The organism is Halorussus marinus (assembly GCF_004765795.1).
In the GTDB taxonomy this organism is placed as follows: Archaea; Halobacteriota; Halobacteria; order Halobacteriales; family Haladaptataceae; genus Halorussus; species Halorussus marinus.
This window is the reverse complement of sequence record NZ_SBIV01000002.1, coordinates 358,440-372,740: the sequence shown is the minus strand read 5'-3', so window position 1 is coordinate 372,740 and position 14,301 is coordinate 358,440. Positions and strand designations below refer to the sequence as shown.

13 protein-coding genes are annotated in these 14,301 nt (G+C 69.1%); 10 read left to right on the top strand and 3 right to left on the bottom strand.

What is annotated here, in order from left to right; genetic code table 11:
- The first annotated feature begins 67 nt into the window (after nucleotides 1-67).
- Both EPY72_RS05825 and pan2 read left to right on the top strand, forming a co-directional pair.
- Nucleotides 68-1,762 carry a methyl-accepting chemotaxis protein gene (locus EPY72_RS05825; protein WP_210423496.1) on the top strand — a complete coding sequence of 565 codons (1,695 nt, stop codon included), beginning with the start codon at nucleotides 68-70 and terminating at the stop codon, nucleotides 1,760-1,762.
- An 83-nt stretch (nucleotides 1,763-1,845) separates the two neighbouring features.
- Nucleotides 1,846-3,081, top strand: a complete 1,236-nt coding sequence (gene pan2, locus EPY72_RS05820; protein ID WP_134670999.1) for a proteasome-activating nucleotidase Pan2 — start codon at nucleotides 1,846-1,848, stop codon at nucleotides 3,079-3,081.
- A gap of 131 nt (nucleotides 3,082-3,212) precedes the next feature.
- Here the strand turns inward: pan2 and EPY72_RS05815 are convergent, their stop codons facing one another.
- Nucleotides 3,213-3,482, bottom strand: a complete 270-nt coding sequence (locus tag EPY72_RS05815; protein ID WP_134670998.1) for a DUF5808 domain-containing protein — start codon at nucleotides 3,480-3,482, stop codon at nucleotides 3,213-3,215.
- Nucleotides 3,483-3,655: 173 nt separating this feature from the next.
- Here EPY72_RS05815 and pyrH point away from each other — a divergent pair, with 173 nt between their 5' ends.
- From pyrH to EPY72_RS05795, 4 genes are all read left to right on the top strand, one after another.
- Entirely contained in the window at nucleotides 3,656-4,381 is a 726-nt protein-coding gene (pyrH, locus tag EPY72_RS05810) for a UMP kinase (protein WP_134670997.1), read from the top strand.
- Nucleotides 4,378-6,156 carry a lysine--tRNA ligase gene (lysS, locus tag EPY72_RS05805; protein ID WP_135805837.1) on the top strand — a complete coding sequence of 593 codons (1,779 nt, stop codon included), beginning with the start codon at nucleotides 4,378-4,380 and terminating at the stop codon, nucleotides 6,154-6,156. Before pyrH ends, lysS begins: the two co-directional genes overlap by 4 nt.
- A 111-nt stretch (nucleotides 6,157-6,267) precedes the next feature.
- Entirely contained in the window at nucleotides 6,268-6,567 is a 300-nt protein-coding gene (locus tag EPY72_RS05800; protein ID WP_135805836.1) for a hypothetical protein, read from the top strand.
- Between the two features lie 50 nt (nucleotides 6,568-6,617).
- Nucleotides 6,618-8,426 carry a site-2 protease family protein gene (locus tag EPY72_RS05795; RefSeq protein WP_135805835.1) on the top strand — a complete coding sequence of 603 codons (1,809 nt, stop codon included), beginning with the start codon at nucleotides 6,618-6,620 and terminating at the stop codon, nucleotides 8,424-8,426.
- Between the two features lie 24 nt (nucleotides 8,427-8,450).
- On the opposite strand, the gene EPY72_RS05790 is transcribed toward EPY72_RS05795, so the two are convergent.
- Nucleotides 8,451-8,969 carry a PadR family transcriptional regulator gene (locus EPY72_RS05790; RefSeq protein ID WP_135805834.1) on the bottom strand — a complete coding sequence of 173 codons (519 nt, stop codon included), beginning with the start codon at nucleotides 8,967-8,969 and terminating at the stop codon, nucleotides 8,451-8,453.
- 120 nt (nucleotides 8,970-9,089) lie between these two features.
- Between EPY72_RS05790 and EPY72_RS05785 the strand changes: the two genes are divergently transcribed.
- From EPY72_RS05785 to EPY72_RS05775, 3 genes are all read left to right on the top strand, one after another.
- A complete protein-coding gene (locus EPY72_RS05785) occupies nucleotides 9,090-10,613 on the top strand; it encodes a heme-binding protein (protein ID WP_135805833.1) in 1,524 nt (507 codons plus the stop codon).
- 179 nt (nucleotides 10,614-10,792) lie between these two features.
- A complete protein-coding gene (locus EPY72_RS05780; protein WP_135805832.1) occupies nucleotides 10,793-11,689 on the top strand; it encodes an acyltransferase in 897 nt (298 codons plus the stop codon).
- 76 nt (nucleotides 11,690-11,765) lie between these two features.
- Nucleotides 11,766-12,860 carry a PQQ-dependent sugar dehydrogenase gene (locus tag EPY72_RS05775; protein WP_135805831.1) on the top strand — a complete coding sequence of 365 codons (1,095 nt, stop codon included), beginning with the start codon at nucleotides 11,766-11,768 and terminating at the stop codon, nucleotides 12,858-12,860.
- Nucleotides 12,861-12,911: 51 nt separating this feature from the next.
- On the opposite strand, the gene EPY72_RS05770 is transcribed toward EPY72_RS05775, so the two are convergent.
- Nucleotides 12,912-13,490, bottom strand: a complete 579-nt coding sequence (locus EPY72_RS05770) for a 2Fe-2S iron-sulfur cluster-binding protein (RefSeq protein WP_134670989.1) — start codon at nucleotides 13,488-13,490, stop codon at nucleotides 12,912-12,914.
- 149 nt (nucleotides 13,491-13,639) lie between these two features.
- Here EPY72_RS05770 and EPY72_RS05765 point away from each other — a divergent pair, with 149 nt between their 5' ends.
- Nucleotides 13,640-14,251 (top strand): DJ-1/PfpI family protein, encoded by a 612-nt coding sequence (locus tag EPY72_RS05765; RefSeq protein WP_134670988.1) that lies wholly within the window; start codon nucleotides 13,640-13,642, stop codon nucleotides 14,249-14,251.
- Nucleotides 14,252-14,301: the final 50 nt, after the last annotated feature.

Here is a 14,301-nt window from a genome sequence, read left to right as displayed (position 1 = left end):
CGGCGCGGTTTTCAGCCCGTAAGAAGCCGGAGTGTATTTTAAGTACCGTCGCTGACTTGTTCGGGCCATGGAACGGTCAGTTCGGTCGCGATACGAGGACGCGCTGTGGTGGTCGATGGACAGGCTCGGGGTGAGCGAGTCGGTCGAGCGCAAGGTCGTCGCGGCGATCGCCCTCCAGTTCGCCGTCTCGGCGGCGCTCGCGGTGCTCCCGTTTTTCGCGGCCGGAATCGGTCGGATCGCGGTCACGCTCGTGTTGCTCGGGCTGTCGGTCGTCGCGTTCGTGAACACCGTGCTCATCGCGCGCCGGGACCTCGTCGAACCCATTCTGGCGCTCGAACGGAGCGCCGACGCCATCGCCGCGGGCGACCTCGACGCGTCGCCGCCCGAGACCGACCAGACCGACGAACTGGGCAACCTCGTCGCGTCGTTCGGGGACATGCGGGCGTACCTCGGCGTGGTCGCCGATCAGGCCGACGCCCTCTCGCGCCAGGAGTTCGACGACCCCGCGCTCGATCGCGAGGTCCCCGGCGAGTTCGGCGACTCGCTCGATCGGATGGCCCGGAGCCTCCGGGAGTACACCGACGAGCTCGAGGCCACGACCGCCGACCTCGAACGCCGGTCGGAGAACCTCCGGCGGCTCGTGACCACGTTCGCCGACTCGGCCGACCGCGCCAAGGAGGGCGATCTGAGCGCGGCCATCGACGGGTCGGTCGCCGAGACCGATCTCCACGAGGAGGTCGTGGACAACTACAACGCCCTGCTCGGGACGCTCGGCGAGACCGTGAGCGAACTCGCGGCGTTCGCCGACGAGGTCGCGTCCGCGAGCGAGCGCGCCGAGGGCGACGTCCGGGAGGTCAGTCAGGCGAGCGACGACGTCGCGGACGCCGTCGGCGAGATCTCGGACGGCGCGGCCGAGCAGACCGAGCGCCTCGACGAGGTGGTCGCGGAGATGAGCACCCTCTCGGCCACCGTCGAGGAGATCGCGGCCTCGGCCGACGAGGTCGCCGAGACCGCCGGCACCGCGACCGATCGGACCGACTCGGGCCGGGAGGCCGCCCGCGAGGCGGTCGCCGAGCTCGATCGGGTCGAAGACGGCATCGAGCGCGCCGCCGAGGCGGTCGAGGAGCTCGCGGCCGACATCCACGAGATCGACGAGGTGGCGTCGTTCATCGACGAGGTGGCGAGCGAGACCAACCTCCTCGCGCTCAACGCGTCGGTCGAGGCCGCCCGCGCGGGCGAGGCCGGCGAGGGGTTCGGCGTGGTCGCCGACGAGGTCAAGAACCTCGCGGAGGACACCGGCGAGGCCGCCGACGAGATCACCGGCCGGATCGAGGCGATACAGGAGCGCTCCGAGCGCACGCTCGCGGACGTCCGCGAGACCAGCGAGCAGGTCTCTCGGAGCGTCGAGACCGTCGAGGACGCGCTCCGGGACTTCGAGGACATCGCCGACGTCGTCGGCGACGTGGACGCGAGCGTCCGGGAGATCAGCGAGGCGACCGACCAGCAGGCCGAGTCGACCACCGACGTGGTGGCGATGGTCGAGGAGGTCGCCTCGATCAGCGAGCAGACCGCCGCCGAGTCCGAGACCGCCGCGGCCGCGAGCGACCAGCAGGCCAAGTCGCTGTCTGACGTCTCCGGGCAACTGGGCTCGCTGTCGACGAAGGCAGACGAGCTCGACGCCTTGCTCGGGACGTTCACGCTCCCCGACGACGCCCGGGAGGGCCCGACCGCCAGCGCCCGGACGCCGACCGGCGCGGACTGACCCGAGCGAAACGCTTTTTTGCGGTCAAACGACCGAGACCCAAAGGCACTTTTAAGCGGGTGGCCTAGGAGGGGATAGCAATCATGTCGCGAAGCCCACCCGTCCCGGACCAACCGACACTCGAACTCGACCCCGAAATGAGCGACAGGGAACGGCTCGCGGCGCTCCGCGACCACTTCGCCGAGATCGTGGACGTCAACGACACGCTTGAGGAGCGTCTGGCGGCCGCCCGCGAGCGCCGCGAGAGCCTCCGCGAAGACGTCGACCACCTCGAACGCGAGAACGAGACCCTGAAAACCACCTCGCTGTACGTCGCGACCGCCGAGGAGCTCACCGACGACGGCATCATCATCAAACAGCACGGCAACAACCAGGAGGTGCTGACCGAGGTCTCCCCGCGGCTCCGCGAGCGGATCGAGTCGGGCGACCGCGTCGCGGTCAACGACTCGTTCACGGTCCAGACCATCCTCGAATCCGAGAAGGACGCCCGCGCGCAGGCGATGGAGATCGACGAGTCGCCCGACGTCCACTACGAGGACATCGGCGGGCTCGAAGACCAACTGCAGGAGGTCCGGGAGGCGGTCGAACAGCCCCTCGAGAACCCCCAGCAGTTCGAGTCGGTCGGGGTCGAGCCGCCGAGCGGGGTGTTGCTCCACGGCCCGCCCGGCACGGGCAAGACGATGCTGGCGAAGGCGGTCGCGAACCAGACCGACGCCACGTTCATCAAGATGGCCGGCTCCGAACTGGTCCAGAAGTTCATCGGCGAGGGCGCAAAGCTCGTCCGGGACCTCTTCGAACTCGCGAGCGAGCGCGAGCCCGCTATCGTCTTCATCGACGAGATCGACGCGGTGGCCTCGAAGCGGACCGACTCGAAGACCTCGGGCGACGCGGAGGTCCAGCGGACGATGATGCAACTTCTCTCGGAGATGGACGGCTTCGAGGACCGCGGGGAGATCCGGATCATCGCCGCCACGAACCGCTACGACATGCTCGATCGGGCCATCCTCCGGCCCGGTCGGTTCGATCGGCTCATCGAGGTGGGACTGCCCGACGCCGAGGCCCGCCGGAAGATACTCGACGTCCACACCCGCGGCATGAACGTCGCCGCCGACGTCGACTTCGAGGCGCTGGCCGACGACACCGACGGGTACAGCGGGGCTCACATCGAGAGTCTCACGACCGAGGCGGGGATGTTCGCCATCCGCGACGGCCGGACGGAGGTCGTCTACGAGGACTTCGCGGAGGCGATCGAGAAGCTCGACACCGACGACGAAACTGGCATCGTCACCGAGGGCTCGCTCCCGAGCTACGCCTACTGAGCGGGTCGGCGGCTGTTTTAGCGGATCGGCGCTCGGGCGCGACGCGACTTCCGACGCGTCGCCCCGTCGCTGACGGCGTTACGCGTCGCTTTTGGGGGGTCGCGATCGGCGCAGAAGTCGAGCGGAATCGCTCAGTCGTCGTCGACGATTACCTCGACCGGCTCGTCCTGGCGGGGTTCGGCCTCGCCCGACTGCTCGTGCCAGAGGAGCGCGCCCGCGACCGCCAGCACGATCCACGACCGCCAGTTGGCGAGGTTGAGCGTGTAGCCGATGCCGAACGGCTTCTCGACGAGCATCCCCTCGTCGGGCTTCCAGTACGACGAGAGCATCCGGCCGATGCTCGGCCGCTCGAAGTTGTAGGGCATACCGAAGAGGGTTCCGCTACTGGGTTTGTCTGCCATGTGCGGACCGTACGGTCGACGGGAATAAAGTGCTTTGGCTGGCGCCGGCGTCCGCGGGCGAGCTCTACCGACGACGCCGGCGAAGCGACCCGCTACCCGGCGAAAACAGCGTCGACCGCCGGTCCCCGGAGTTGGCAATCCTTAAGGCCGCGTCCGGGCTATTCCGCGACAGAATGAAAGTAGTCGTCTCCATCGGCGGGAGCGTGCTCGCCCCGGACCTCGGCTCCGAACGAGTGCGCGCCCACGCCGACGTCATCGAAGACCTCGCCGCGGAGGGCTGTACGGTCGGGACGGTCGTCGGCGGCGGCGGCGTCGCCCGCGAGTACATCGGCGCGGCCCGCGAACTCGGCGCCAACGAGATCGAGCTCGACGACATCGGGATCGACGTGACCCGACTCAACGCCCGGCTGCTCATCGCCGCGCTCGGCGAGCAGGCCGCCCCGAGCCCGCCCGAGGACTACGAGGCCGCGGGGGCCGCGATGCACCGCGGGGACATCGCGGTGATGGGCGGGGTCACGCCCGGCCAGACCACCGACGCCGTGAGCGCGGCGCTGGCCGAGTACGTCAACGCCGACCTGCTGGTGTACGCCACCAGCGTCCCGGGCGTGTTCAGCGACGATCCGAACGAGGTCGCCGACGCCCGGCGGTACGACGAGCTCACCGCGGGCGAACTCGTCGACGTCATCGCGGGCCTGGAGATGAACGCCGGCAGTTCCGCGCCGGTCGACCTCCTCGCCGCCAAGCTCATCGAGCGGTCGGGGGTCCGCACCATCGTGCTCGACGGCACCGAGCCCGAGCGCATCGCCGACGCGGTCCGGTACGGCGACCACGACGGGACCGACATCATCCCCGAGGGCGCCGACGATCAGATGACCTACTGGGCGAGCGACGAGCGATGAGCGACGACCCACCCGAGCTCCACCCCGACGACGACCCCTACGTGCTACAGGGCGCCCAGCCCCACCCGTTCTGGGCCGAGTCGGTCGCCGAACTGATCCTCGACCGCGAGCCCGAGGACCCGATCGTGATCAAGGGCGGCATCTCGCCGTCCGGGGTGCCACACCTCGGCAACATGAACGAGATCGTGCGGGGCTACTTCGTCGCCGAGGCCCTACGCGAGCGCGGCCGGGAGGTCCGGCAGGTGTTCACCGCCGACGACCGGGACCCCCTCCGGAAGCTCCCCCGGAAGCTCGCGGACCTCGACGGCAACGTGGTCGACCTCGGCGAGGTCGACGCCGGCGCGCTGGGCCGGAACCTCGGCAAGCCCTACACCGCGATTCCCGACCCGTTCGGTTGCTGTGACTCGTACGGCGAGCACTTCTCGAACCTCATCGAGCGAAGCGCCGACCAGCTGGGCATCCCGGTCGAGACGGTCTCGAACACGGAGCTCTACGAGTCCGGCGAGTTCGAGGACATCACTCGCTACCTGCTCGAACACCGCGAGCAGGCCCGAGCGGTGCTCTCGAAGTATCAGGACAAGGCCGACGAGGAGTACGTCCCGTTCAACCCGATCTGCGGGGAGTGTGGGACGGTGACCGAGACCGTGACCGCCGTCGACCTCGAGGCCGGCACCGTCGAGTACGTCTGCACCGACATGGAGGCCGGCGATCGGACGATCGAGGGCTGTGGCCACGAGGGGACCGCGACCCTCCGGGAGGGCAAGCTCCCGTGGCGCTTCGAGTGGCCCGCCCAGTGGCGCGCCCTCGGCGTCGACCACGAGCCGTTCGGCAAGGACCACGCCGAGGGCTCGTGGCCGAGCGGCTCCGACGTGGCTCGCAACGTCCTCGGGGACACGCCGCCGGTCCCGATGGCCTACGAGTGGTTCACCCTCGACGGCGAACCGTTCTCGTCGTCGGCCGGCCACGTCGTCATGGTTCAGGACGTGCTCGAACTCCTCGAACCCGAGGTGCTCCGGTACTTTTTCACCAAGGACCCGAGCAAGGGCCGGGACTTCAGCGTCGAGCACCTCGACCAGCTCGTCGACGAGTTCGACGCCTTCGAGCGCACCTTCTACGGCGAGGACGACGGGGGCGAGGCCGACCCCGAAATCGCGGCGGCCGCCTACCCGCCGGTGATCCGACCGACGCTGGCCGCCCGGTTCGACGCCGACGGCGATCCGGTCTCCGAGCCCGAGCGCCCCAGCCTCCCGGTCGCCGACGACGCCCGTCGGGCTCGGACCGACGAACTCGCCGACGGGTCGTTCGCCGACCGCGTCCGATTGCCCTACACGTTCGCGGCGGTGCTCGGGATGACCGACGACCCCGCGCTCCGCGAGGAGATCGCGCGCCGGGAGGGCCACGTCCCCGACGACGCGCCCGAGTGGGTCGTCGAGTTCGCGCTCTCGCGGGTCGCCCGCGCCCGCGAGTGGGCCCGCCGGACGGGCAACGAGTTCGACTACGATCTCAAGCGCACCGAACTGCCAGACGTCGACCTCGATCCCGAGACCGAAGCGGCGCTCGACGAACTCGCGGAGTTCGTGGCGTCCCACGACGACCCCGAGGCGATCCAGGGCGAGATCTACGAGACCGCAAAGCGCCACGACATCGACGTCGGGGAGTTCTTCGCGGTCGGGTACCGGCTGTTCTTCGACGAAGAGCAGGGGCCCAAGCTCGGGCCGTTCCTCGCGAAGCTCGACCGGGAGTTCGTGCTCGCTCGACTTCGCCGCGAGGGGTAAACGCCGCCTACTCCTCGCGCAACGACAGCATAACAAAGTGCGGCGTGGTCGTTTTTCGAACTGCCACGTCGGCCGACGAGCTTATCGTCGGCGCGACCCAATGGAATTACTATGGCCCTAATCGAACTCAACCTCGAGAAACCCGCGCTCAAGCGGGTCGAAGCAGGAGAACAGCGAGCCGACGACGGCGAGAACGTCGAACTACAGGCGGAGATCGAAGCCGACGAGACGGCCGCCTCAGAGTCGGTCGACGAAGATTCGTCGGGCGGCGGTCGCGTCCGCCGGTACGGCCGCAGGCTCGCGATCCTCGGCGGCACCGCCGCGGGGATCGCGGCCGCCCGGAAGCTCCGCCAGCGCCGCAAGGGCTCGGAGCAACAGGAGCTCGAAGAGGACTGGCAGACCGCCGAGTAACCGTCGGCCTTTCCAAACGCCTTTGACCGCGGCGTCCTTTCTTTCACCCGATGAATACGCTCGCGTGGGTGCTCGTCGGACTCGCGCTCTACTGGTTGGCGGTTCTCGCGCTCGACTCGAAGGGACTGTTGCCCTCCTACGTCGGCACCCAGGGACCGATCCTGACTATCCACACCCAGCGCGGCAAGCAACTGCTCGACCGGCTCGCGGCGCCCAAGCGGCTCTGGCGCGCGTGGGGGAACTTCGGGCTCGGCATCGCGCTGGTCGTGATGGTCGGGACCTTCCTGTTGTTGGTGTTGCAGGCGATCGCGGTCGTCCGGAACCCGCCGCCGGCGACCGCGGCGACCCAGCCGCGCAACGTCCTCGTGATCCCCGGTGTCAATCAGTTCCTCCCGCTGTCGGTCGCACCCGAGATCCTGTTCGGCCTGCTCGTGGGGCTCGTCGTCCACGAGGGCGGCCACGGCCTGATGTGTCGGGTCGAGGACATCGAGATCAAGTCGATGGGGCTGGCGGCGCTCGCGTTCCTGCCGGTCGGGGCGTTCGTCGAACCCGACGAGGACAACCGCCGGGACGCCGACCGGGGCAGTCAGAGTCGGATGTTCGCGGCGGGGGTCACCAACAACTTCGCGGTCACTCTCGTCGCCTTCCTCCTGCTGTTCGGGCCGGTCGTCGGCTCGATCGGAGTCGCCTCTGGCGCGGCGGTCGGCGGCGTCATGCCCGGTTCGGCCGCCGAGAGCGCCGACATCGCGCCCGGCGACCGGATCGTGGCGGTCGGCGACGCGCCGATCGAGACCAACGACGACCTCGACGCCGCGCTCGCCCGGATCGACGACCGGACGGTCGAGGTGACGCTCGCGGGCGGGGACACCCGGACGCTGGAGCGATCGTTGCTGGTGACTGACTTCCACCCCGATTCGCCGTTCGCGTCGGTGCTCTCGGTCGAGTCCGAGGACCCGACCACGATCGCGTCGATCAACGGCACCGAGGTTCGGACCGAAGACGACCTCCGGCGCGCGCTCGCCGACCGGACGGTGGCGAGGCTGACGACCGCCGCGGGCGAGTCCGCCACCGGTGCGGTCGGCGCGCTCTCGATCGTGCAGGCCGACGGCCCGAGCGACGACGCCGGGATGCCGGCCGACGAGACCGTCGTCATCACCGAGATCGACGGCGCGCGGATCGTGAACGCCTCGGACCTGAGTACGACCCTCGATCGGTACGAGCCCGGCCAGAGGGTCCCGGTCGAGGCGTACGTCAACGGCTCGGCCGAGCGCTACGAGGTGACCCTCGGCGAGGGCGGCGACGGCGGCGCGATCGTCGGCATCGGTCTCGCGCGCGGCACCAGCGGCGTGACGACCAACAGCTTCGGCGTCCAGCTCTACGACGCCGAGCAGTATCTGAGCCTGCTCGGCGGCGAGTTCGGTAGTCTCGGCGGCGGCATCTCGGATCCGATCGTGTCGTTCCTCTCGGGGGTGTTCGGCGTGCTGTTGCTCCCGTTCGCCAGCGTCTCGCTCGGGGCGATCGGCGTCACGAACAACTTCGCGGGCTTCGTCGCGTGGAACAGCGGCTTCTTCGTGGCCGAGGGCGGCGCGCTCTCGGCGCTCGGGAGCACCGGCCTGTTCTTGCTTGCGAACGTCCTCTTTTGGACCGGCTGGATAAACCTCAACCTCGGCTTCTTCAACTGCATCCCGGCGTTCCCGCTCGACGGGGGCCACATTTTGCGGATGAGCGCCGAGGCGGTCGTCTCCCGGCTTCCGACCGACCAGGGCCGCCAGCTGACGACGATGGTCACGACGACCGTCGGACTGGTGATGTTGGTGAGCCTGCTGGTGATGGTGTTTGGCCCCCAGTTGCTGGTGTAGCGTCCCGGCGGTCGCGACCCCGGGTCACTCCTCGTCGAGGCCCATCCGCTCGGCGAACTCCTCGGGGGTGTCGGGGATCCGCTCGAACTCCTCGAAGTCGCGCTCGTGGTGGCGAATTATCTGTTCGATCATCCACTCGCTGAACTGCTCGTCGAACTGCCACCCGCCCGGCGTGCGCTCGACCGCGAAGCGGTCGTCGGTGGCGAACGCCACGAAGACGTGGTAGAACCCCAGGATGATGTCGGCGAACTCCCGGGCTTTGCTCGCGCTCTCGGCGCGCTTGCGTTCGAGTTCCTCGCGGCCGGCGTCGGTGAGTTCGAAGTACTTGCGGTCGGGCTCGTCGGCGCGCTCGATGCGTTCGGCCCACCCTTTCTCCTCGAACTTGTAGAGGATGGGGTAGACCGATCCGTAGGACGGCTCCCAGTGGCCGCCGCTGATCGACTCGATCTCCTTGAGAATCTCGTAGCCGTATCGGGGTTTCTCGTCGAGAAGCTCGAGCACGAGATGCGAGATGAGCCCCTTCGGCGGGCCGCTTTTCCGCATTGACCAACCGTACCGACCACGTTTTTGAAAGGCTTTCGGTCACCGAAACGCCGGCGTCCGTCCCTGAAGCGCTCGGACGGACTCAAAAGCTCCTTACCTCCGCGACCCCGAGTCCGACGTATGACCCGAGAACCCCCGGCGACGAACGAAGGCTGGTACGCGCTGCACGACTTCCGGACGGTCGACTGGGACGCGTGGCGGGCCGCGCCCGAGCGCGACCGCGAGGCCGCCCTCGAAGACGGCGTCGACTTCCTCGGCGACCACGCCGCGGTCGCCGACGCCGAGGACGGCTCCTCGGCGGTCTTCTCGATGCTCGGCCACAAGGCCGACCTGCTGGTGTTGCACTTCCGGCCGACGATGGCCGACCTCGACACCGCCGAGCGGTCGTTCGAGGAGACCGGCTTCGCGGCGTACACCGAGCGGTCGACCTCCTACGTCTCGGTGACGGAGGTCGGGGGCTACACCAACGAGGAGATGACAAACGACCCGTCCGAGATCGAGGACACCGGGCTCGCACGCTACGCCGAGAGCAAGCTCTACCCCGAGATCCCGGACAGCGAGTTCGTCTGTTTCTACCCGATGGACAAGCGCCGCCAGCCCGGCCAGAACTGGTACGACCTGCCGTTCGACGAGCGCGCCGAGATGATGGACACCCACGGCGAGATCGGCAAGACCTACGCCGGACAGGTCAAACAGATCATCACGGGCTCGATCGGCTTCGACGACTTCGAGTGGGGCGTCGACCTGTTCGGCAACGACCCGACCGCGATCAAGGACCTGCTGTACGAGCTTCGGTTCGACGAGAGCAGTTCGAAGTACGCCGAGTTCGGCCCGTTCTACTTCGGCCGGCAGTTCCCGCCCGAGGACCTCCCTGCGTTCATGGCTGGCGAGGCCATCCCGACCGAGGGCGCCGACGAGAGCGAGGCCCACCACGGCTCCGGCGAGGGCCACCACGCGGAGGGCGGCGACAGTCATCCCCACAGCGGTGGCGACGACCATCCCCACGGCGGTGGCGACGGCGATAGCGGCCACCACGACGGCGACGGCGACGACGCCGACGAGGAGTCCATCCGGGGCGAACTCGAAGACCTCGACATCTACGCGGGCCAGCCCCACGGCGAGGACGTGTACGCGATGGTGCTGTACTCGGAGGCCGACCCCGACGAACTGTTCGAGGAGGTCGACGGGCTCCGGAGCAACTTCGACCACTACGACACCCACGTCAAGACCGCCGTCTACGAGAACCCCCACGGCGGGCGCTCGGCGGTCGTGAGCATCTGGGACACCCAGAGCGCGGCCGACACCGCGGGCGGGTTCCTCGCGGACCTCCCCGACATCGTGGGCCGGGCCGGCGAGGAGAGCGGGTTCGGCACGATGGGGATGTTCTACACGGTCAAACCCGAGCACCGCGAGGACTTCGTCGAGAAGTTCGAGACGGTCGGCGGCCTGCTCGAGGAGATGGCGGGCCACCTCGACACCGACCTGCTGGCCAACCGCGAGGACGAAAACGACATGTTCATCGCCAGCCAGTGGGAGTCAAAGGAGGACGCGATGGCGTTCTTCCGGAGCGAGGAGTTCTCGAGCACGGTCGACTGGGGCCGGGACGTGCTCGCCGACCGACCGCGTCACGTCTTTCTCGCCTGAAGCGCGCGAATCGACCCCGCGGCGGAAGTGAAATTTCGGGAGACGAACGCCACGCCTGACCGTGGTTTCCGAACGAAACGGAGGGGTCCGCGATCGGTCGAAACTGACCCGTACCGCCGGAACCAAAACCCCCATCAACGCAGGCGCCAAACTCCCCGCTAACAGAGACGAGTCCCTACATGACAAAACGACACGTCGAGCTCCCCGACGAGATGGAGGCCTCGTTAGCGGAGTTCATCGCGACGGTCGACGAGCGGCTCGCGGGCGAGGAAGACACCTGCGAGGTTGTCGAGGAGGTGCTGGTGGATCTCCACGGCGACCGACCGGCCTACGACCGCTGGCAGGACGGCGAGGCGGTCTCGCCCGCCGAGCGGGTCCGCCTCCAGAGCTACGACCCCTGTAACGCCACCTTAGAGAGCGAGTACTACGCCGAGAAAGACGAAGAGCGCTTCCGGGAGTCGAAACACCTCCAGTGGCTCTGGCGCCAGTTCGACGCCACCCCGATGGCCGACAACGTCGCGTTCGCGCTCCGATTCCGCCGGATGCTCGCCGACCACCTGTTCGACGAGTGTGGCGACGACTGTCGGTTCTTCAAGGGCATCACGTTCACCTACGGCCACAACATCACCGTCGGCGACAACGTCGTCGTCCACGACGACGTCCACCTCGACGATCGGGGCGAACTCGAGATCGGCGACCAGGTGTCGATCTCCGACGGCGCCCACGTCTACTCCCACGACCACGACGTGGTCGACCAGACCGAGATCAGCAACTACCGCACCGTCGTCGAGGACGACGCCCGGATCACCTACGACTCGATGGTCCGGGCGGGCGTGCGGGTCGGCGAGAACGCGATCGTCGGCGCCAAGTCGGTGGTCCAGCGCGACGTCCCCGCCCACCACATCGCGGTCGGCCAGCCCGCACAGAGCGTCAAGATCAAGCCCGGCTGGGAGGACGTCGCCGACCCCCTCGACGCCGAGGGCGGCGACACCGAGGCCCGGCGCATCGAGTACGACCTGCCCGAGGACCTCGAAGTGTTCGACGAGTTCCAGCGCGATCTCAGCCCGCCCGAGTGAGCCGGCGCCGCCGGTCGCCGGCGCTGTTCGGCGCCAACCACCGGTCTTTTCTTCGGCGGCCCCGTGGCTTCGAGCCATGGACCGACGCGCGTACCTGGGGTCGCTGACCGCGGGGCTGGTCGGCCTCGGCGGGTGTCTCCGGACCGGCGGGACCGAGCCCGACGAGACCACCACCGAGCGCGTCCGCTTTCGCACCGAGACCGTGACGATGGAGCTGACGGTGCCGTGGGGCGCCGGCTTCGACCCCGAGGGGTACCTCTACGTCACCGAGCGTCCCGGCCGGATCCAGCGGGTCACCCCCGACGGCGACGAGCGCGAACTGATCGCGGACTTCACCGACCGCATCGCCCACCGGGGCGAGGGCGGCCTGCTCGGGCTGGCGTTCCACCCCGAGAACCCCGACCTCGCGTACACCTACGGCACCTACCGGGTCGACGGGGACCTCCTCAACCGCGTGGTCCGCCACCGGGTCGCCGAGGGCTTTGCCCCCGACGGCGTCGTCGTCGACGCCATTCCCGCGGGGACGGTCCACGACGGCGGTCGGATCGCCTTCGGCCCCGAGGGGTACCTCTACGTCACCACGGGCGACGCCGGCGACCGCGAGCGCGCTCGGGACCGCGAGTCGCTCGCGGGCAAGGTACTCCGGGTGGCTCCCGACGGCGACGCCCACCCGGACAACCCCGCGGAGGGCGACCCGCGGGTGTTCACCTACGGCCATCGCAACCCGCAGGGGCTGGCGTGGGCCGACGGGACGCTCTTTGGGACCGAACACGGCCCGGACCGCGACGACGAGATCAACGTCCTCCGGGCGGGCCGAAACTACGGGTGGCCCGACGCGATGGGCCCCAGCGACGACGAGTCGTACGTAGACCCCGTGACCTCGTACACGCCGACGATCGCGCCCGGGAGCGCGGCGGTGTACGACGGCCCGATCGACGACTGGCGCGGGGACCTCTTCGTCGGGACGCTCGCCGGCCGCCACCTCAGGCGGGTTCGCATCGAAGACGGCTCGGTGGTCGACGAGGAGCGACTGCTCGACGAGGAGTACGGCCGGCTCCGGACGGCGTTCACCGGTCCGGACGACCACCTCTACGTCACTACCAGCAATCAGGACGGACGGGGGACGCCGGCCCCCCAGGACGATCGAGTCCTCCGGCTCCAGCCGGTCTGAGAAACGGGCGCTCGGTCGGGAAAAGAGCGACTCTGCGACGGCGCGGTCGACTCAGGGCGTCTCGTTGGTTTCGAGGCTGAAGTCGTCGGTCGGGTGGGCGGTACAGGTGAGGACGTACCCCTTTTCGACCTCGTCGGCGGCGAGCGTCTCGTTGTTGGTGTGACGGACGTACTCGTGGGCGTCGCCGTCCGCGACCTTCCCGCCACAGGAGAGACACTGGCCCTGCCGACACGCGTAGGGCAGGTCCCAGCCCTCGTCTTCGCCCGCGTCGAGGAGGCTCTCGTTGTTGGCGACCTCGATGGTCTCGCCCTCGTTGACGAACTCGATCTCGTAGTACTCGACCTCGTCGTCGGCGATGGCGTCGGGGTCGAATCCTTCGTCTTCGTCCTCCTCGTCGCCCGCGAGTTCGCCCTCGGCGCCGCCGCCGACCGCGACTGCGCCGCCACCGCCGCCGATCGAGCGGTTCATCGGCTCGGGGAAGTCGGTCTCCGGCACGGTCGAAGCGCGGCGTTCGAGCACCTCTTTGGAGATGTCTTCGCCGGGCGTCCACTCGGTTCCCCTCGAGAAGTGAAGGGCCACCACGATGAGGAGCATCGTGACTCCGAGACCCAGACCCAGTGCGTCTACCATGCGCGGGGCTACGGAACACTGGTTTAACAGCATTGTGATTGCTCGCCGGCCGGCGACCTGCCCCTCGACAGCTCGGGGCGGGGCGTCGGTGCCGGCATCGAGTTTCCGTAAACCACACGCTTTTGCCCGCAGCGGCCCAGCGATCCGCCATGCCAACCGAAATCGCGGTCGTCGTTTACGACGGCTTCGACGAACTCGACGCCGTGGGTCCCTACGAGGTGCTGTCGGCCGCCGCCGACGCCGGGTGTGACCTCGCGGTGTCGCTGGTCGCGCTCGACCCGACCGACGACGTGACTGCGGCCCACGGCCTCCGGATCGGGGTCGACGGGACGCTCGCCGACGCCGACCCCGACGTCGTCGTGGTGCCGGGCGGCGGGTGGAACGACCGCTCGGACGCGAGCGCGCGGGCCGAGGCCGAAAAGGGCGACCTCCCCGACGCGCTCGCGGACCTCCACGCCTCGGGCGTCGAACTCGCGGCGGTCTGCACCGGCGGCATGCTGTTGGCCGAGGCGGGGATCCTCGACGGCCGGCCGGCGGTCACCCACGCCAGCGCGATCGACGACCTCCGGGAGACAGACGCCGAGGTCGCGGACGCCCGCGTGGTCGACGACGGCGACGTGCTGACCGCGGGCGGGGTCACCTCCGGGCTCGATCTGGCGCTCCACCTCGTCGAACGGCTCTGCGGGCCGGAGACGGCCGAGGAGATGGCGACCCGGATCGAGTACGAGCGCCGTGGCGGGGTGCGACGGACGGCTCGGTGATCGGCGCCGATCCGCGGCCTCGAAACCAGCGTCTACGGAATGCGTACGCG